Source organism: Streptomyces sp. NBC_01198, assembly GCF_036010485.1.
In the GTDB taxonomy this organism is placed as follows: Bacteria; Actinomycetota; Actinomycetes; order Streptomycetales; family Streptomycetaceae; genus Actinacidiphila.
The window spans coordinates 4,449,233-4,467,989 of sequence record NZ_CP108568.1 but is presented as its reverse complement, the minus strand read 5'-3'; the positions used below and the strand labels follow the sequence as shown (position 1 = coordinate 4,467,989).

Genomic DNA, 18,757 nt, shown 5'->3' with positions numbered 1-18,757 from the left:
GGGCGGGAGGCGCGCGGCGGAAGGCCCCCGGCCCGAGGCGGCATTGACCGTGGGGGCGGGCGTTCCGACACTGGGGGCACCCGGCTTCCAGGTTGGCAGGTGCATGGTCAGACGGATCGGCTCGGTCAGTTCGGACGCGCGGCCCACCGGCCGGGACGCGCTGCTCACGACCGCCAGTGCCGCGCTGGACGCCGGTGACAGCGTGCTGCTCACCGGCGAGCCGGGAATCGGCCGCAGCACGGCGCTCACCGCGCTGGCCGCGCTCACCGCGGAACGGACCGGGGGCCTCGTCCTGCGGTGCGCGCCCGCCGAGGCCGAGCGGCAGTTGCCCCTCCTCGGCCTGATCGACCTGCTCTCCGGGGTGCCCGACGCGGCCTTCGCCACGCTGTCGTTACGCGAACGGGCCCTGCTGCGGGTCGCGTTGCACCGCCCCTGCGCCCAGGAGGAGGCGCGCGGGCGGCCGTACGGGGAGGCGTACGACGACGTCCTCACGCTGCGGGTGGCCCTGCTCAAGACGCTCACCGCGCTCTGCGGGCACGCCCCCGTCCTGCTGGTGCTTGACGACGCCCAGTGGCTGGACCGGCCGAGCGCCGAGGCGCTGGAGTTCGTCGCCCGCCGCGCCGGAGGGCTGCCGCTCACCGCGATCGCCGCCTGGCGTGTCACCTACGGGCCGCCGGAGGCCGGCAGCGGCAACGCCGAGGCGCTGTGCCCGGCGCCCGTACTGCCGCTGGCCGTACCGCCGATGACCGGGCGGGAGGTCGCCGCGCTGCTGGCCGCGCAGGACGGCCCGGCCTGGCCGCGCCCGGTGCAGGCCCGGTTGCACGCGGCGTCCGGCGGCAACCCCTACGCCGCCCTGGAGTTGTCCCGCGCGCTCGCCGAGGAGAGCCGTACGACCGGGCGGGACCCCGCCGGTGGCCCGCTGCCGATACCGGCCGCGCTGCGCGCCCTGCTGCTGGCCCGGCTCGCGCCGTTGACCCCGCAGGCCCGCCGCACGCTGCTCGCCGCGAGCGCCGCGGCCCGCCCCACCGTCGCGCTGCTGCGCCGGGCCGGCCGCGACACCGCGCCGGCGGACGTGCGGGAGGCGGTCAGGCTGGGCGTCGTCGAGCCGTCGCAGGCCGGGTCCGTACGGTTCACGCAGCCGCTGCTGGCGCGGGTGCTGTACGAGAAGGCCGCCCCCGCCGCGCGGCGGCGCGTGCACGCCGCGCTCGCCGAGGCGGCCGACGACCCGGTGGAACGCGCCCACCACCTGGCGTCGTTGTCGCCCGGCTGGGACGCGCGGACCGCTGCCGCGCTCACCGCAGCCGCCACCGCGGCCCGGCGGCGCGGGGCCCCGGCGACGGCCGCGCGCCTGGGCCGACTCGCCGCCGACCGGACCCCGTCGGGCGACGCCGCGGCCGACGCCGAGCGGCGGCTGACCGCCGCCGAGGACGCGGTCGCCGCCGGCGACTACGCGCTGGCGCGCGGCATCGCGCACGAGGTGCTGGCCGAGAGCGCCCGGCCCGCGGACCGGGTACGCGCCTGGATCGTGCTGGTCGACTCCAGCGGGCAGGCGATGGCCGAGGTCGCCGACGTCTTCCCGAGGGCGCTCGAAGACGCCCGCGACGACCCGGAGTTGCTGGCCCGGCTGCACTACCGGCTGAGCTGGCGTGCCTGGTTGGTGGAGGGCTCGGCGGCCGCCGCGCTCACCCACGCGGCGCGCGCGGCGGTCCTGGCGCTGCGGGCCGCCGACCGTCGCACCGAACTGCTCGCGCTCACCCAGCAGGCGGCGCTGGAGTTCTACCTCGGCCGCCCCGGCGCCGAGCGGACGCTGACGCGGGCGCTCGCGGCGCCGCAGGACCCGCGGGTGCTGTTCGACCACAACGGGCCGGTCTTCCTCAAGCACCGCAGGCACCTCCTGCACGACCGGCTCGACGACGCCAGGACCGAACTGCGGGCGCTGGTCTACACCGTGCGCTACCGGGGCTCCGCCGAGAGCCTGTGCCAGTGCCTGTCGGGGCTCGCGCAGGTCGAGATCCTGCGCGGCCGCTGCGAGGCCGCACTCGGCCTCGCCCACCAGGCGCTGCGGGTCACCGAGCAGGCCGGGCTGAGCCAGGGGCCCGCCTGGTACGCGGTCGCGCTCGCCGAGGCGGCCGGCGGCGCCGCGGACCGCGCGCTGGCCGCGGCGGACCTGGCCAGGCGGCACAGCGAGGACGACGACGACCAGCTGTTCCTGCCGCGCGCGCTGCACGCCGAGGGCCATGTCCGGCTGCTGCGCGGCGAATCGGCCGCCGCCGTGCACGCGCTCCAGCGGGTGCGGCTGCTGGAGACCGGGCAGGGCCAGGGCGATCCCGCCGTACGCCGCTGGCAGTCCGACCTCGCGGAGGCCCTGGTCGCGACCGGCCGGGCGGACGAGGCGGCCGAACTCCTCGCGGAGACCCGCGCGCAGGCGGCCCGGCTGGGCAGGCAGGGGCTGCTCGCGGTGCTGGACCGGGCGGCCGCCCTGGTCACCGAGGCGCGCGGCGACCCGGCGGCGGCCGCCGCGCTGCTCGACGCCACCGCCACCCGGCTGGCGGCGCTCCCGTACCGCCTGGAGGAGGCCCGCACCCGTCTCGTGCTCGGCCAGGTCCAGGCCCGGCGCGGTGCCATGGCACCGGCCCGCGCGGCCCTGACCGAGGCCGCCCGCCTCTTCACCCGCGCGGGCGCCCACCCCTGGCTCACCCTCACCACCGACGCCCTCGACCAGTTCCCCGCCCCCGCCGCCCCGGCCGGCCTCGACACCCTCAGCCCCACCGAGCACCGCGTCGCCCTTCTCGTCGCGCAGGGCGCGAGCAACCGCGAGATCGCCGCGCACCTCACCATCAGCGTGAAGACGGTCGAGGCCGCCCTGACCCGCGCCTACCGCAAACTCTCCGCCCGCTCCCGCGTCGCCCTGGCCCGCGCGGTCCTGGCCCACGACGGGACCCCCTGACCGGGCATCCCGGACGAACCGGCTGTTGTCGGTGCTGCCGGTTACCGTGAGGACATGGGAACGGGGCCTCACGTACGTGAGGGGCGACGCGACGACGCCGCCGGGCAGCGGGCCGAAGGTGATCGCGCGTGTCCCGGCGGGCGGGTGATCGACGTGCCGTGACGCGGGGGCGGTCGTCCCGGGGGCGGGGCCGCGCGGTTGGGGGGGTGGAGTCAGGGCACGCGGTGAGACATGGATCGCAGTGCGAGTGACGTGCGCGGCCCGGCACTCGTGCTGGGCGGTGGGGGCGCGCTGGGAGCGTACGAAGTCGGGATGCTCAAGGCGCTGTTCGGCGCCGGAGTGCGGCCGGGGCTGGTGCTGGGGACGTCCGTCGGGGCGATCAACGGTGCCGCCGTCGCCGCGGAGCCGTCGCAGGCGTCGGTGGCGCGGCTGATCGACCTGTGGACGGGGCTGGGCAGAGCCGGGGTCTTCGCCGGGTCGCTGGTGGGGCGGGTGTCCACCGCGGTACGGACGCGGACGCACCTCTACGCGCCCGCGCCGCTGCTCGAACTGCTGCGCGAGCACCTGCCCGTCGGCCTCATCGAGGAACTGGCACTGCCCTTCCAGTGCGTGGCGGCCAGCATCGAGAACGCCGCCGAGCACTGGTTCGACAGCGGGCCGCTGGTCGAGGCGGTGCTCGCCTCGTCCGCCGTGCCGGGGCTGCTGCCGCCGGTCGGGCTCGGCGGCGAGCACTTCGTGGACGGCGGCCTGGTCAACAGCATCCCGGTGGGCAGGGCCGTCGCGCTGGGCGCCGACGAGATCTACGTGCTGCAGGTCGGCCGGATCGAGCGGCCGCTCACCCCGCCGAAGCTGCCGTGGGACGTGGCGACCGTCGCGTTCGAGATCGCCCGCAGGCACCGGTTCGCCCGCGACATGGCCGACCTGCCGGCACACGTCACCGTGCACGTACTGCCCAGCGGCGCTGCGTCGGGCGACGGGGGCGGGACGCTGAGCCAGCTGCGGCACCGGGCCTTCGGGCAGACGGCCGAACGCATCGAACGCGCCTACGCCGCCTCCTCGCGCTACCTGGACACCGTCCTCGACACCGCGGACGGCCGGGCGTGACCGGCGGCGTCCCCGTCGCGGACGAGGCGGCCGGTGGGCGTGCGGACCCGGCAGGCAGAGCGGACCTGCGGCGTACGGGAGCCACCGGCGCCGCAGCCGCGGTGGGCACGACGGCCCGGCGGGCGGTCGCCACCGTGCTGGTCGCCGCGCTGATACCGGTCGCCGCGGCCCTGCTGGTCGCGGTGACCGTGCTCGGCGCGCCCGTGTCGCTGAGCACCCGCGGGCCGTGGCGCCCGACCCGCTTCGCCGGCTTCCTGCTCGTCTACCTGGCGGTGGACCTCACCGGAGTGCTTGCCGCGTCCGCGCTCTTCCTGCGTCACCCCCGCGGCGGCCCGGACGCGCGGGACCGGCGGGCGGCCGAGGCCTTCGCGCTGCTCGCCCGGCTGCTCGCGGTGCTGCGGCGGACGGCGGAGCGGCTGTTCCGCCTTGAGGTCGACATGACGCCGGCGATGCTCGCGGCCGACGCGCCGCCCGACCGGCCGCTGCTGGTCCTCGTCCGGCACGCGGGGCTGGGCGACTCCTTCCTGCTGCTGCAGATCCTGCTCACCCAGGCCGGGCTGCTGCCGCACACCGTCCTGAAGGGCGTGCTGCGCGCCGACCCCTGCCTCGACGTGCTGCTCGGCCGGGTGCCGCACAGCTTCCTGCCCCCGGCGCGGGGCACCGCGGAGGACGCGGTCGCCGGGCTGGCCGCGGGGCTGCGGGCGCGGGACGCGCTGGTGATCTTCCCCGAGGGCGGCAACTTCACCCCGCTCCGCCACGGCAGGGCCATCGCCCGGCTGCGCCGCCTGGGCCGTTACCGGCAGGCCGCCCGTGCCGCCCGGCTGCACTACGTCCTGCCGCCCCGGGAGGCGGGCAGCCTGGCGGCGCTGGCCGCGGCACCCACCGCCGACGTGGTCTTCGTCGCCCACGCGGGCCTGGACGTCATCGCCTCGCCCCGCGCCGCGTGGTCCTTCCTGCCCTTCCGCCGCCCGGTCCGGGTCCACTGGTGGCGGATACCGGCCGCCGACATCCCCACCGGCGACGCGGCCCGCAGCGGCTGGCTGCTGGGCCAGTGGGAACGGATGGACCGCTGGACCGCCGAGCAGGCGGTGGCCGCGACGCCGCACGTCTGACGGTTGCGCCTGCCCGTCGGACGGGCGCAGTGCCATGCGGCCGGGCGCTACGCCTTCGCCGCCGTCGAAGCGACGGTCGCGCGGCGGGCCGCGGGGGCCGGGCGGGCGAGGCTCGTGGGTGATATCGGCGCACAGTGGCGTACCTCACGAAAATCCGACATATGGAACTCGTATGCTCGCCTGCCCGTCTGACCCCAGGAGGCCGATCGGGAAAGGCGGGCAGGGTCCGGCATGGGCGAGGCACAGGACGGCGACGGACGTCCGGGCGACACGCGACGCACGGAACAGGTCCGGCAGCAGCAGCCAGGGACGTCGGCGGACGTTCCGGTGACGCTGCGGAAGGCGCCCGCGACGGGCCGTGAGGGCAAGCTCGGCCTGAACGTGCCGCAGGTGGCGGGAAGCGCGGTCGCCGCGGTCGTGGCCGCGAAGCTCGCCTCGAACCTCGGCATCTACGGCACCATCCTCGGCGCGGGCGTGGTCAGCGTCCTGGGCACCTGCGGCGGCACGATCCTGCAGCACGTCTTCCGGCGCACCGGCCAGCAGGTCCAGGTCGTCGCCGTCCAGGCGCGACCGGTCGTCCGCAGGACCGCGACGCAGGCGTGGAGCCGGACGGACGTGGACACCCGCGCGACCGGGACCACGACGACGACCACGGGGGCGGCGGCGGACCGCACGCGGACCCTCCCGGCGGCGGACTCCACGCCCACCAGGCCCGTGACCAGCACGGATCCCGCCGGTAAGGACCCCACTCCGCCGCCGCTCGCGGACGCCACCGGCACCACGCCTCCGGCCGGTACGCCGTCGCCCCTACTCCCGGACGCCACCCGCACCACTCACCCCAGCGCCCCCCTGACCGGCGCGCACCCCGCGACCCCGGTGACCCCCGGCGACGGCTACGGCGAGGCCACCTCCTACCGGGGCGGCCGGCGCGGGTGGAAGCGGCCGCTGATCGCGGTCGGGCTCGCCTTCGGGCTGACCATGGCCGGCATCACCGGTTACGAGGCGATCGCCGGGGAGAACATCAGCGGGCACGGGCACGGCACCACCATCGGCAACGCCGTCACGGGCCACAACTCGTCGCACTCCGGCGGCGACACCCGCCACTCCCCCACGCCGACCGACACCCCCACCCCGCCCAGCGACACCCCCACCGGCCCGCAGGGCGGCGGCCACGGCCGTCCCACCCCGCACACCACGCCCTCGGCCCCGGACTCCCCGGGCACCGGCGGCGGCAACGGCACCTCCGGCGGCGGCCACTCCACGCCGCCTCCGACGAACTCCCCGTCGTCCCCGCCGCCGACCTCCGCCTCCCCGTCCCCGACCGACACCCCGGGCGGCGGCACCGACGGGAACAGCGGGAACGGCGTAACCGGCGGTACGGGCGACGGCGGGTTCCAGCGCTAGAGTTGGAGCTAGAGCCGCGCCCGGTTCGGGTTCGCCAGGTGCGGGGTGGCCTCGGCCGCGTCCAGGCTGCGGTCGACGCCGTGCGGTGTGACCTGCTGGCCGGTCTCCAGGTGCAGGCGTTCGCCGTCGAGGCGGACCTCGATCTCGTCGGGCTCGAACGACACCATGCCGCCGATCCGGTCGACCTCCCGGTAGGCGTCGCGGTACGTCCAGGCGGCCCGGCGCGCGTCGCCGACGTCGTAGTAGTCGCACAGGCCCTTGTACGGGCAGAAGGTCTGGCCCTCGACGGGCTGCAGCCGCGAGTGGTCGATGTCGGCGGTCGGGACGTACCAGCGCGGGGCGAAACCCGACTCGTAGAGCACCACGGGGTGCTCGGTGCGGGCGATCACGGTGTCGCCGTCGCGCACCTCAAGGGTGCGGGAGGTGTTGCGGATGTCGATGCGGTGGTACGCGTCCGACGCATGCCCGACGATGCGCTCGTCCTCCTCGTAGAAGCCGTCCATCGCGCGCCACGCGAAGGCGATACGGCCGCGGAAGTCGGCGGCGAAGCCGGGCGGGGCGGCGAGCTCCCAGGCGGCGCGCTCGGTCGTACGGCCACCGGCGTGCACGGCGTACCAGGCGGTGTCGCCGAGGTCCTTGTGCTGGGTGACCTTGCCGCTCGCGGTCAGCGCCCGCTCGTCGACGTCCTCGCGGGGGAAGTAGGCGACGGGGTAGTGGCCGGGCTCGTGCAGCAGCAGCGCGTTCTCGCTGTCGGCGACCCAGGCGTCGCCGAACCGTACGCGCATACGGCGGCGGAGCCGTTCGGCGAACAGCAGCCGGTCGGGCAGCGGCTCGGGGGTGAGGAAGTGCCCGTTCGCACTGCCGGAGAGGGGGCCTTGCTGCCAGGACAGTCCCATGGCGGATTCTTCCTTCCCGGTACGGGGTGGACGGGCCGTCCCGCCGGCCGGCGCGCTGACCGGGGTCTCGCCCCGTCACCGTCACGGCGGATGGCGGCCCTGCTTCCAGCCTCCGCCCCGGAGCCGACTTCAGCCAGCGCAACGCGCGGCCCGCAGGACATGCCAGGTGGCGGCGGGACCCCCTACGCTCGACGGGAGGACCGGAAAGCAGCCGATACCGGCATGAAACGGCATCGGCTCCGGCGTCACGGATCGCGCCGCCAAGGAACGCCCGGCCGGCCGCGCAGCAGGAGGCCCGCAATGGCGAAACTACTGTCCGTCAACGTAGGAATGCCCAAGGACGTCGCGTGGCAGGACAAGACCGTCCACACCGGGGCCTGGAAGGCTCCCGTCGACGGCCCCCAGATGGTGCGGCGGCTGAACATCGAGGGGGACGGCCAGGGCGACCTGGGCGGGCACGGCGGCGAGATCCGTGCCGTCCTCGTCTACCAGCTGGACTCCTACCGCTACTGGCGCGAGCACCTGGACCGCGACGACCTGTCCTTCGGGAACTTCGGCGAGAACTTCACCGTCGACGGCCTGCCCGACGATGACGTGTGCATCGGCGACCGCTACCGGATCGGCGAGGCGGAGTTCGAGGTCACCCAGCCCCGCGTCACGTGCTACCGGGTCGGCATGCGGCTGGGCGAGCCCACCATGGCCTCCCTGCTGGTCGCCCACCACCGCCCCGGCTTCTACCTGCGGGTCATCGCCGAGGGGCACGTCGAGGCGGGTGACGAGATCACCCTGACCAGGCGGGGCCCGGAGGAGCTGAGCGTCGCCGACACCGACGCGCTGCTCTACCTCCCCGACCGTGACCCCGACCGGCTGCGCAAGGCGTTGAACATCCCGGCCCTCAGCCCCGGCTGGCAGCAGTCCTTCCGCGAGCTCGCCGACGCCCAGCACGACGGGGCGCAGCCGGGCTCCGGCGGCGGCGCGAAGGCGGCGGAGCCGGGGTGGCCCGGTTTCAAGACCATGCGGGTGGACCGCATCGTCCACGAGACACCCGCTGTCGCCTCGGTCTACCTCGTCACCACCGACGGCACCCCGCTGCCCGAGTCCCGGCCCGGCCAGTACCTCTCGCTGCGGGTCGCCGTGGGCGACGCGGCCCCGGCGGTGCGCAGCTACTCGCTGTCCCACGTGCCCACCGCCGACACCTACCGCATCAGCGTCAAGCACGAGCCGCACGGGCAGGTCAGCGGCTACATCCACGCCACGCTGCGGACCGGGGACCTGGTGGACGTCGCGAGCCCGCGCGGGGCGTTCGTGCTGGAGGAGGGCGACCGGCCGGTCGTGCTGATCTCGGCCGGGATCGGCGCCACCCCGATGCTGGCCATGCTCCAGCAGCTGGCGGCAGGGGAGGACCCGCGCCCGGTCTGGTGGATCCACACCGCCCACGACCGCGCCCACCACGCCTTCGCCGAGGAGTCCGCCGCGCTGCTCGCGCGGCTCCCCGACGCGCACGAGCACATCTACTACACGGCGAAGGACGCCCCCCTCCCGGACGGCCAGCAGGTCAGCCGGGGCCGCCCGACCGGCGCGTCGCTGGCGGGAATCGGGCTGCCGGCGGACGCCGACGCCTACATCTGCGGGCCGACCGCCTTCATGGACGGCCTCGGCGGCGACCTGCGCGACCAGGGCTTCCAGGCCGAGCGCATCCACACCGAGGAGTTCAGCTCGCTGCCCGCCATCAACCCCGGCGTCACGTCCAAGCCGGCGGTCCGGCCGCACCAGCCGCCGGACGAGTCCGGCACGGGGCCGTTCATCACCTTCGCCCGCAGCGGCATCACCGCCCGGTGGCCCAGCAGCCAGTCGTCGCTGCTGGACCTGGCGGACGCCTGCGACGTGCCCACCCGCTGGTCCTGCCGTACGGGCGTCTGCCACACCTGCGTCACCCGCCTGGTGTCGGGTGACATCTCCTACACCACACCGCCGCTGGAGCCTCCGGAGAACGGCGAGGTGCTGATCTGCTGCAGCGAACCGGACGGTGACGTCGTCCTCGACCTCTGAGCGGCCGCCGGGCGGTCGCCCGGAGGCCGAGCCGGTCGAGCCGCGGAGCTCGGACCGGACCGCTCACAGGGAGCGTTCGAGCCGGTCCGCGGTGAGCTTGACGAAGCGGGCCGGGTCGGGGAGTTCACCGCCCTCGGCCAGCAGGGCCAGGGAGTGCAGGAGTTCGGCGGTCTCGCCGACGGCGGTGTCGTCCGGGCGCTCGGTGTGGGTGCGGTTGAGTGCGGTCACCAGGGGGTGCTTCGGGTTGAGTTCGAGGATGCGCTTGGGGTGCGGGATCTCCTGGCCCATGGCCCGGTAGAGGTTCTCCAGCGCCGGGGTCACGTCGTGGGTGTCGGAGACGATGCAGGCCGGTGACACGGTCAGCCGGGAGGACAGCCGCACCTGCTTGACATGCTCGGTCAGGTGGCCGGCCATCCAGCCGAGCAGGGCCGCGTACTCCTCCTGCTGCTTCTCGCGCTCGCTGCCCTCCTGCTCCTTCTCCTCCGCGGTGCCGAGGTCGACCTCGCCCTTGGCGACCGAGCGGAACTGCCTGCCGCCGAACTCCGGTCGGGTGTCGACCCACACCTCGTCCACCGGGTCGGTCAGCAGCAGCACCTCGATGCCGCGGGCCTGGAAGGCCTCCATGTGCGGGGAGTTCTCGACGGCCTGGCGCGATTCGCCGGTGAGGTAGTAGATGTGCTCCTGGCCGTCCTTCATCCGCTCCGCGTACTGCGCCAGCGTGGTCGGCTGGTCCTTGTCGTGGGTGGTGGCGAAGGAGGACACCCCGAGGATGCTGTCGCGGTTCTCCGGGTCGCCGAGCAGGCCCTCCTTCAGCACGCGGCCGAACTCCCGCCAGAAGGTGGCGTACCGCTCGGGGTGTGCGGTCATCATGTCCTTGACCGTGGAGAGCACCTTCTTGGCCAGCCGCCGGTGCATCAGCTGGATCTGGCGGTCCTGCTGGAGGATCTCCCGGGACACGTTCAGCGACAGGTCCTGCGCGTCCACCACGCCCTTGACGAAGCGCAGATACGACGGCATCAGCGCTTCGCAGTCGTCCATGATGAACACGCGCTTCACGTACAGCTGCACACCGCGCTTGTAGCCCTGGAGGAAGAGGTCCTGCGGGGCGTGGGACGGGATGAACAGCAACGCCTGGTATTCGAAGGTGCCTTCCGCCTGGAGGCGGATGGTCTCCAGCGGGTCGGTCCAGTCGTGGCTGATGTGCTTGTACAGCTCGTGGTACTCGTCGTCGGTGACCTCGTCGCGCGAGCGGGCCCACAGGGCCTTCATCGAGTTGAGGGTCTCCACCTCGGGCGCCGCCGCGTCCCCGGACTCCGCGGCGTCGTCGGCCTGTTCGGCCGGCTCGCCGGCGGGGCGGGTCGCCATCCTGATCGGCCAGGTGATGAAGTCCGAGTAGCGCTTGACGATCTCCCGCAGCTTCCACGGCGAGGTGTAGTCGTACAGCTGGTCCTCGGTGTCCTCCGGCTTGAGCCGCAGCACGATCGCGGTGCCCTGCGGGGCGTCGGCCACCGTCTCCACCGTGTACGTGCCCTCGCCGCTCGACGTCCAGCGGGTGCCCTCGCTCTCGCCGGCCCGCCGGGTCAGCAGCGTCACCTCGTCGGCGACCATGAAGCTGGCGTAGAACCCGACGCCGAACTGGCCGATCAGCCCGTCGGTCGTCGCGGTGTCGCCGGCCTCCTTCAGCTCCCGCAGGAAGGAGGCGGTGCCCGAGTTAGCGATCGTCCCGATGAGCTCGACCACCTCGTCGCGCGACATGCCGATCCCGTTGTCCCGCACGGTGAGCGTGCGGTCCTGCGGGTCGGCGTCCAGGGCGATGTGCAGGTCGGACACGTCCGCGCCGAGCGAGTCGTCGCGGAGTGCTTCGAGCCGCAACTTGTCGAGGGCGTCGGAGGCGTTGGAGACGAGTTCGCGCAGGAACACGTCCTTGTTGGAGTAGATCGAGTGGATCATCATCTGCAGAAGCTGGCGCGCTTCCACCTGGAACTCGAACGTCTCGGTCGGCATTGGTCCGTTGGTCCTTCTCGGGTCAACCGGGTGACGGGCACTGACCGAAGCACTGTAATTCAGGCGCTCGTCAGCGGCGGGGCCTTCGCAAAGTGACCAGCTCCGCGAGTTCGCCGTCGGTCAGGTCGCCGAAGGCGGCCTCGCCCGATCCCAGGACGGCGTCGGCCAGTTCGCGCTTGCGGCGGAGCATCCCGGCGACCCGGTCCTCGACCGTCCCCTCGGCGATGAGCCGGTGCACCTGGACGGGGCGGGTCTGGCCGATCCGATACGCGCGGTCGGTCGCCTGGTCCTCGACGGCCGGATTCCACCAGCGGTCGTAATGGATGACGTGGTCGGCCCGGGTGAGGTTCAAGCCGGTGCCCGCGGCCTTGAGGGACAGCAGGAACACCCGTGGCCCGCCGTCCTGGAAGGCGTCGACCATCTGCTCGCGGCGGCGGACCGGCGTACCGCCGTGCAGGAAGAGGGCGGGGATGCCGCGGTCGGCCAGATGGCGCTCGATGAGCCGGCCCATGGACACGTACTGGGTGAAGACCAGCGCGGAGCCGTCCTCGGCGACGACGGTGTCCAGCAGCTGGTCGAGCAGCTGCAACTTGCCGGAGCGGCCGGGCAGTCGCGCGGTCGCGGGCTCCTTCAGGAACTGCGCCGGGTGGTTGCAGACCTGCTTCAGCCCGGTGAGCAGCTTCATCACCAGGCCGCGCCGGGCGATGCCGGCGCTCTCCTCGATCTCGGCCATCAGCTCCCGCACCAGGGCCTCGTAGAGGGAGACCTGCTCCCTGGTGAGGGACACCGGACGGTCCGTCTCGGTCTTGGGCGGCAGCTCCGGTGCGATACCCGGGTCGGACTTGCGGCGGCGCAGAAGGAACGGGCGTACGAGATAGGCCAGTTGCGCGGCGGCCCGCTCGTCGCGGTCGCCCTCGACGGCCCTGGCGTAGCGGTCGCGGAAGGCGGGGAGCGTGCCGAGCAGGCCGGGGGTGGTCCAGTCGAGCAGCGCCCACAGCTCGGTGAGGTTGTTCTCCACCGGGGTGCCGGTCAGCGCGACCCTGCCGCGGGACGGGATGGCGCGCAGGGCCCTGGCGGTGCGCGCGTGCGGGTTCTTGGCGTGCTGTGCCTCGTCGGCGACGAGCAGTCCCCACGGGTGCGCGGCCGCGAGGCGTTCGGCGTCCCGGCGCATCGTCCCGTAGGTGGTCAGGACGAAGCCGTCCGCCGGCGTGCCGGTGAGGTCGCGGCCGGGGCCGTGGAAGCGGCAGACGGGGGTGGCCGGGGCGAAGCGCCCGATCTCCCGCTCCCAGTTGCCGAGCAGCGAGGCGGGGCAGACCACCAACGTCGGTCCCGCGGTGGCCTGTTGCTCCTGGCGGCGCAGGTGGAGCGCGATGAGGGTCACGGTCTTGCCCAGGCCCATGTCGTCGGCCAGGCAGCCGCCGAGGCCCAGCGAGGTCATCCGGTGCAACCAGTCAAGGCCGCGCAACTGGTAGTCCCGCAGGGTCCCTGCCAGGGCCTCCGGCGCGGCCTGGGGGCCGGCGCCGGACTCCGGCCGCGCGATCCTGGCCCGCAGCTCGGCCAGCACGCCGCCGGCCGCGACCGGCACCCGCTCGCCGTCCAGCTCCACGACCCCGGTCAGCGCGGCGCCCAGGGCGTCGAGCGCGGTCAGCGGAGGCGTGCGGCGCCGCAGCCGGCGGGCCAACTCGCCGTCCACGAGCACCCATCGGTCGCGCAGCCGCACGATCGGGCGGTGCGTACCGACCAGCCGGTCCAGCTCGGCGGCGGTGAGTTCCTGGTCGCCGAGGGCGACCCGCCAGCGGAAGTCCAGCAGGGCGCCGGACGACAGGAAGGTCTCCGCGGCCGACCGCGGTCCCTCGCCCGCCGGTTCCAGGACGCCGGTGGCGGTCAGCCCGCGCACCAGGTCCTTCGGGACGTGCACCGCGACTCCGGCCGCGGACAGCCGCGTCCCCGCCCCGCCCAGCAGCGCGGCGGCCTCCGCGCCGGACAGCTCAAGCTCGGCCGGGGCCGCCGCCGCCAGCAGCTCCGCGGCCGGCGGCCATACGCGGGCGGCCCTGCGCAGCACCCGCGCCACCTCCGACCTGGCCTGCGTGCCGAACAGTTCGGGCGCGGCGGCCCGGCCCGCCCACAGGTCGGCGGCGTCGGTGAGCACGGCCGGGTCGGCCAGGCTGCCCAGCTGGACGACGGCACGGAAGGCGTACTCCTCGGCGTCCGGCTGCCCGGCCGCCGCGAACTCCAGCCGCAGCGAGACCCGCAGGGCCGGTTCGGGCACGGCGGCCGCCTCCCGCGCGGGGAGCCGTGGGGAGATGACGTTCCGGGAGGGCGGCGGCGCGGGGGCCGGCTGCCTGGCGGCGGGCGTACGGGTGAGCGCGTCGGCCACCGCGTCCAGGAACGCCAGCACCAGCGGCTCGGCCGCCGGAACCTCCGGGGCCGCGCCCGGCCCGGGTGACGAGACGGCCGGCACCGACCCGCCCGCCACGGGGTCACCTGGCGAACCTCCGGGCCACACGACCCCACAGGCGCCGGGCGGCGCGGCCGCCGGAAGCGCGGGCGAAGAGGCCGCCGCCACCGGGTCCCATTGCGAACCCCCGGGCCCCGCGAGGCCGCCCGCCCCGGCACGCAGTGCCGCCGCCCGGAGCTCCGGGGGCATCGTCGCCGCCAGGGCGGAGAGGCGGTCGTGGTCGGCGGGGTCCAGGGGGCCGACCTGCCAGGCGGCGGCGCCTGCCGGTGTCGTCGCGGGCTGCACCCGGCCGCGGGCGAGCAGGGTCAGGGCCAGTGTCGCCGCCGCGCCCCAGAACGCCGTGGTGGCCGACGCCCGGCCGGTGGCGCCGAGCGCGCGGCAGCGGGTCAGCAGCGGCAGTGCCTGCTCCACCGGGAGGAGGAGGGCGGTCTCCTGTCGGAGGGCGGCGCCGTCGGGCAGCGTGAGCTGCGACGGGGGCACCCCCACGTCCGGCGGCTCGCCGTCCCGCGTCCAGAACGCCACCTGCCCCCGGCGGGGCGGGTCGGCGGGCAGGAAGGCGGCCTCGCCCGCCGCGAGCAGCGGCAGCGCGGCCAGCAGCCGCGTCCGGTCGGCGGCCCGCGCCGGCTCCCCGGGTGGGAGCGGGTCGGCGACCGGCCAGGAATGCCTTCCCACCGCTACCCACTCCTGGAGCCGTCCGTCAGAAGGCCGGGACGTCCCCGGCCCCCCGGACGTCCCCGCCGCTCCAGGCTATCCGCCGCCACCGACAGCCCGGGCCGGTCAGCCGCGCTCCGCGCCGGCCGGCACGGCGAACTGGACCACCGCGTGCGTCCCGGCGGTCCGCCACCCGCCGCCGGCCGCGTCGAGCCCGGCGAGCGTCGCGGGTGCCAGGCCGACGGCGACGTCGCACTTCAGGGTGCGCAGCGCCAGCAGCGGTCCGGGGAAGTACCCGGTCAGCCGGGCGAAGGGGGTGGTGGCGGGCCAGTGCCGGTCACCGACCAGGCGGCGGTAGTTCAGGTCGCCCTTGGCGAACGTGACCGTGGCCCGGGCCAGGTCCGCGCGCAGGTCGGCCGGCATGGCGGCGTAGGGCAGCGGCGCGCAGAAGAAGCCGTGGGTGCGCACCGCGAGGCGCCCGGCGGTCATGGCCTGCCACAGCCGGGCGCCGATCGCCCCGGCCGGCCCGGGCGCCTCGGCGATCCGGCGCAGGCAGTCGACGACGTCCGCCGTGGTCGCGTCGGAGACGTAGTACGGGTAGGGCTTGACGTGCAGTACGGCCCGGTCGGCGCGGCCGGTGCGCAGGAGGTGGTCGAGCAGGATCAGGTCGGCGACCGTCTCGCGGCCCGCGTTGTCCGCCAGCAGATGCACCGTGCCGGCCGGCGCCGCGGCCAGGTGCTCCCACAGCAGGGCGCTGTCGTCCGCGATGACGTGGCGGTCCGCCTCGCCGGGGTCGCCGCAGGAGATGCGGAAGCCCAGATCCGCCCGGTTTCCCCACAGCGAGCCGGTCAGCAGCGCCCGGTCCCGGTCCTCGTCCGGCAGTTCGTCCACCGCGTCCAGCGCGGCCAACTCCCCGGCCACCGCGTCCCCGCGCAGCTCGGCCCGCTTGAACGGGGCGAAGGGGTCGACACCTTGCCACGGGCCGGGGGCGAAGTAGCCGACGGCGTCGAGCAGCCGGCGGTAGAAGTAGCTCTCCGACCAGAGGAACGGCACGTCGAACCAGGAACGGCCGACGGCCTCCGCCCCCCAGCCGTCCCACAGCTCGCGGTCGTGCGCGCCGGGCGGCAGCGGCGTGACGACCCCGCCGGCCGTCTCCTCCTGGAGCGCGTCCAGGGCGCGTTGGCGTTCCGGCGGGTAGGGGAACGCCTCGCGGACCTGGCGGATCAGGGCGGGGTGCCGCTCGGCGAGGACAGTCCACGCGAAGGAGCCCGGCTCAGCCGCGGTGATCACCGGCGCGCCGTCGTTCGGTCGTTCGGGCATCGCTCCCCGTTCCTTCGTGCTGTGCCTCGCCACCGGCGACCCGTTCCCCCCACCGTACTGAACTCCGGGGTACATACGCCGGATTCAGGCGGTTCGTCTATCCGCAGAGGTGCACGCTGCGTAGCCGGTCCCGTTCTGCTCCGGGCGGCGGCGGGCGGACCCTACGGTGCGGGGCATGAAGAACAGCAATCGCACAGTTTGCGCCATCGCCACCGGTTTCGCCGCGCTCATGCTCGCCGCGTGCGGACCTGTGGGAGTACAGGACGCCGGGCACCAGGCGCCGACCATCAGCACGGTCACGGCGACCGCGACGGCCGAGGCGTCGGACTCGCCCTCCCCCTCACACTCGTCGCCCTCGTCGCCCCCGCCGCCGAGCACCCAGGCGAGCACTCCGCCGTCCACGAGCCCGGCGAGCGCGCCGGTGACGACGGCCGCCAAGCACGCCAAGCCCGCGGTCACGCACACCACCGCACCCCGCGTGCACCGCACCAGCGCGGCCCCGGTGCACCACAAGCCGGCGCCGACCGCGCACCGGACCACGCCGCCGGCCGCGAGTTCGGGGTGCAGCATCCGCTCGGCGGCGGGGAACTGCTACAAGGCGGGGCAGTTCTGCAGGAAGGCCGACCGCGGCAGGACCACCACGGACGCGCATGGCCGCAAGATCAGTTGCGTCATACAGTCGGGCAAGCCGCACTGGCACTACTGAACCGCGACGGGAGGCCAGGCGGGTGGACACGGGGGGAGCAGGCGCGTGAAGCGGGCGGCTACGGGGGCGTTGGTGGGGCTGGCGGTGGGGGACGCCATGGGCTTCCCGACGGAGTTCCACGACATGACGGAGATCGCCGCCAAGTGCGGCCCGTGGCGGACGATGGAGCTGCCGCTCGCCTCCGGGACGGCGTATGTCACCGACGACACCCAGATGACGCTGGCGCTCGGCGAGGGCCTCGCCGAGGCGCTGGCGGGCGGACGGGCGCTGACAGCGGCGGGTATGGAGCCGCCGGTCCGGGCGCGCTTCGTCGAGTGGTATCGCTCGCCGGACAACAACCGGGCGCCGGGCGCCACTTGCCTGCGGGCGTGCGGGGCGCTGAGCCGGGGTGGCAGGTGGCAGGCGGCGAGCGACCTCGGCTCCAAGGGGTGCGGGGCGAACATGCGGGTCGCGCCCCTGGGCCTGGTGCCGGGTCTGGACCGGCACCAGCGGTCGGGAGCCGCCCAGTTGCAGTCGGCCCTCACCCACGGCCACCCCACCGCGCTGGCCGCGAGCGACCTCACCGCCTGCGCGGTGCGGCTGCTGGCGGACGGCACGGGCCCGGGTGAACTGCTGCCCGCGCTGCGGGAGTACGCCCGGGAGAGCCGCGAGGTCTATCCCGGCGACTGGCTGGGCGACCTGGCCGACCGCGCCCACGACCCGGACCGGGCGGCCTTCGCCGCGCGCGGCTGGGACGAGTGCCTGGCCGTACTCGCCCGGCTGGCCGACGCCTTGCGCACCGCCGACCCGGAGGCGGACCCGTGCCTGGCCACCGGGGCCGGCTGGGTCGCGGAAGAGGCGCTGGCCGCCGGCCTGTTCTGCTTCCTGATGCTGCCCGACGACCCGCCCGCCGCGGTCCGCAGGGCGGCGTACTCCTCCGGTGACTCCGACTCGATCGCCGCCCTGGCCGGCGCGTTCGCCGGCGCCCACCACGGGGCGGGCGCGTGGCCCGACGCGTGGGTGCGGGACATCGAGTACCGCGACCGGCTGCTCGCGCTCGGCGCCGCCTGGGACGCGTAGGCCGGGTCTGACAGATCCCGCCCGGCACGCACGGCCCAGCGCCCGGGCGCGGTCAGCCGGCCGCCGGGATGGTGCGCAGCCGCGGGTCGGTGATGCCGCCGGGGCACTCGCGGCGGCGCTCCCAGCCGGTCAGCTCGGCCCCCGCGCGGTAGGCGCTCTCCAGGAAGCCCAGGGCGGTGGATCGGGGGTCGGTGGTGGCGCGGGCGTCGTCGTACATCAGCAGCGCGATATGGCTGCCGCGGGCCTCCGACCACCGGGCGGCCCCCGGATACAGCGGCTGGTCGGCCAGGCCGTCCGGCTCGGGGGCGGTGTAGGAGTAGAAGGCGGGGGCCGGCACGGTGTCGTCGCCGAACCAGAAGCCGGCGCTGATCACCTCCCGGGAGTACGCCTCGCGGGTGACCGGGTCGGCGCCGTCCGGCGGGGTGATCTCGCGCTCGGAGAAGCGGGTCACGGCGATGTCGAACGTGTGCCAGAAGTGGTGGACCGGGCTGGTCTTGCCGGAGAAGCCCGCCGCGTACTCCTCGAGCAGCAGGTTCACCTGGCTGAGGATGCGCCAGTAGCGGGTGACCGCCGCGGGGTCGTAGCTGCGGTGCTCGTGGTCCTCGGCGAAGGCCCGGCGCGCGTCGGGCAGGTCGTAGGGGAACGGGTGCTGCGGGGCGGCCTCGATCTCCAGCGCGACCAGCGCGGTGACGGTGTCCCGGTAGAAGTCGGCGACCGAGCGGTCCGCCAGCGGGAAGGACACCTCGCGGCCGGACAGCGTACGCACCAGGAGGCGGTGGGCGACGAAGTCGAAGTCGACGCAGAAGGCGTCGCCGCCGCGGATCGGGCCCATCGGGCGGGTGGTGATGCCCTGCCCGGTCAGATGGAACGGCACGTTCCACCAGTGGTTGCGGCGCGGGCTGCCCTCCAGCCGGATCTTGCCGACGATCTGCAGGAAGCGGTGCAGGGTCTCCTTCGTGTCCCGCCAGGACTCCAGGGGCAGGGGTGGGAAGACGTCCACATCGCTCTCCAGGGTCGGCGGGTACCTGCGGGGCGCCGCGGGCCCCC

At 75.1% G+C, this 18,757-nt stretch carries 12 protein-coding genes; 7 read left to right on the top strand and 5 right to left on the bottom strand.

From position 1 onward, the window contains the following. Positions 1-103: 103 nt before the first annotated feature. The 4 genes from OG702_RS20080 (at position 104) to OG702_RS20065 (ending at position 6,567) form a co-directional block, all read left to right on the top strand. Positions 104-2,947: an ATP-binding protein gene (locus tag OG702_RS20080; RefSeq protein WP_327290283.1), complete on the top strand. Its 2,844-nt coding sequence runs from the start codon at positions 104-106 to the stop codon at positions 2,945-2,947. A gap of 231 nt (positions 2,948-3,178) precedes the next feature. Beyond that, on the top strand, positions 3,179-4,051 hold the full coding sequence (locus OG702_RS20075) for a patatin-like phospholipase family protein (RefSeq protein WP_327290282.1): 873 nt from the start codon (positions 3,179-3,181) through the stop codon (positions 4,049-4,051). Beyond that, the gene (locus OG702_RS20070; RefSeq protein WP_327290281.1) at positions 4,048-5,163 is read left to right on the top strand and encodes a hypothetical protein; all 1,116 of its coding nucleotides are present in this window, start codon (positions 4,048-4,050) and stop codon (positions 5,161-5,163) included. Before OG702_RS20075 ends, OG702_RS20070 begins: the two co-directional genes overlap by 4 nt. 231 nt (positions 5,164-5,394) lie before the next feature. After that, positions 5,395-6,567 carry a hypothetical protein gene (locus tag OG702_RS20065; RefSeq protein ID WP_327290280.1) on the top strand — a complete coding sequence of 391 codons (1,173 nt, stop codon included), beginning with the start codon at positions 5,395-5,397 and terminating at the stop codon, positions 6,565-6,567. A gap of 8 nt (positions 6,568-6,575) precedes the next feature. On the opposite strand, the gene OG702_RS20060 is transcribed toward OG702_RS20065, so the two are convergent. Further along, on the bottom strand, positions 6,576-7,463 hold the full coding sequence (locus OG702_RS20060) for a DUF427 domain-containing protein (protein WP_327290279.1): 888 nt from the start codon (positions 7,461-7,463) through the stop codon (positions 6,576-6,578). 300 nt (positions 7,464-7,763) lie between these two features. Between OG702_RS20060 and OG702_RS20055 the strand changes: the two genes are divergently transcribed. Beyond that, positions 7,764-9,512: an MOSC and FAD-binding oxidoreductase domain-containing protein gene (locus OG702_RS20055; protein ID WP_327290278.1), complete on the top strand. Its 1,749-nt coding sequence runs from the start codon at positions 7,764-7,766 to the stop codon at positions 9,510-9,512. Between the two features lie 63 nt (positions 9,513-9,575). On the opposite strand, the gene htpG is transcribed toward OG702_RS20055, so the two are convergent. From htpG to OG702_RS20040, 3 genes are all read right to left on the bottom strand, one after another. Then, positions 9,576-11,516, bottom strand: coding sequence for a molecular chaperone HtpG (htpG, locus tag OG702_RS20050; RefSeq protein WP_327290277.1), 1,941 nt, complete (start codon positions 11,514-11,516; stop codon positions 9,576-9,578). Between the two features lie 70 nt (positions 11,517-11,586). Beyond that, complete coding sequence (locus OG702_RS20045) at positions 11,587-14,646, bottom strand: DEAD/DEAH box helicase (RefSeq protein ID WP_442814483.1); 3,060 nt, start codon at positions 14,644-14,646, stop codon at positions 11,587-11,589. Between the two features lie 105 nt (positions 14,647-14,751). Next, positions 14,752-15,945: a damage-control phosphatase ARMT1 family protein gene (locus OG702_RS20040; RefSeq protein ID WP_327290276.1), complete on the bottom strand. Its 1,194-nt coding sequence runs from the start codon at positions 15,943-15,945 to the stop codon at positions 14,752-14,754. 175 nt (positions 15,946-16,120) lie between these two features. Here OG702_RS20040 and OG702_RS20035 point away from each other — a divergent pair, with 175 nt between their 5' ends. Together OG702_RS20035 and OG702_RS20030 are read left to right on the top strand one after the other, a co-directional pair. Continuing rightward, positions 16,121-16,651, top strand: a complete 531-nt coding sequence (locus OG702_RS20035; protein WP_327290275.1) for a hypothetical protein — start codon at positions 16,121-16,123, stop codon at positions 16,649-16,651. 45 nt (positions 16,652-16,696) lie between these two features. Further along, a complete protein-coding gene (locus tag OG702_RS20030; protein ID WP_327290274.1) occupies positions 16,697-17,710 on the top strand; it encodes an ADP-ribosylglycohydrolase family protein in 1,014 nt (337 codons plus the stop codon). A 52-nt stretch (positions 17,711-17,762) separates the two neighbouring features. Here OG702_RS20030 and OG702_RS20025 read toward each other — a convergent pair whose 3' ends face one another. Then, positions 17,763-18,710: a DUF5996 family protein gene (locus OG702_RS20025; RefSeq protein WP_327293298.1), complete on the bottom strand. Its 948-nt coding sequence runs from the start codon at positions 18,708-18,710 to the stop codon at positions 17,763-17,765. Between the last annotated feature and the right edge of the window lie 47 nt (positions 18,711-18,757).

What these genes read in the sequence shown, in the direction of transcription:
- OG702_RS20040 (WP_327290276.1), bottom strand. Translation starts at nt 15,945, where the DNA reads ATGCCCGAACGACCGAACGACGGCGCGCCGGTGATCACCGCGGCTGAG.
- OG702_RS20080 (WP_327290283.1), top strand. Translation starts at nt 104, where the DNA reads ATGGTCAGACGGATCGGCTCGGTCAGTTCGGACGCGCGGCCCACCGGC.
- OG702_RS20065 (WP_327290280.1), top strand. Translation starts at nt 5,395, where the DNA reads ATGGGCGAGGCACAGGACGGCGACGGACGTCCGGGCGACACGCGACGC.
- OG702_RS20055 (WP_327290278.1), top strand. Translation starts at nt 7,764, where the DNA reads ATGGCGAAACTACTGTCCGTCAACGTAGGAATGCCCAAGGACGTCGCG.
- OG702_RS20035 (WP_327290275.1), top strand. Translation starts at nt 16,121, where the DNA reads ATGAAGAACAGCAATCGCACAGTTTGCGCCATCGCCACCGGTTTCGCC.
- OG702_RS20075 (WP_327290282.1), top strand. Translation starts at nt 3,179, where the DNA reads ATGGATCGCAGTGCGAGTGACGTGCGCGGCCCGGCACTCGTGCTGGGC.
- htpG (WP_327290277.1), bottom strand. Translation starts at nt 11,516, where the DNA reads ATGCCGACCGAGACGTTCGAGTTCCAGGTGGAAGCGCGCCAGCTTCTG.
- OG702_RS20060 (WP_327290279.1), bottom strand. Translation starts at nt 7,463, where the DNA reads ATGGGACTGTCCTGGCAGCAAGGCCCCCTCTCCGGCAGTGCGAACGGG.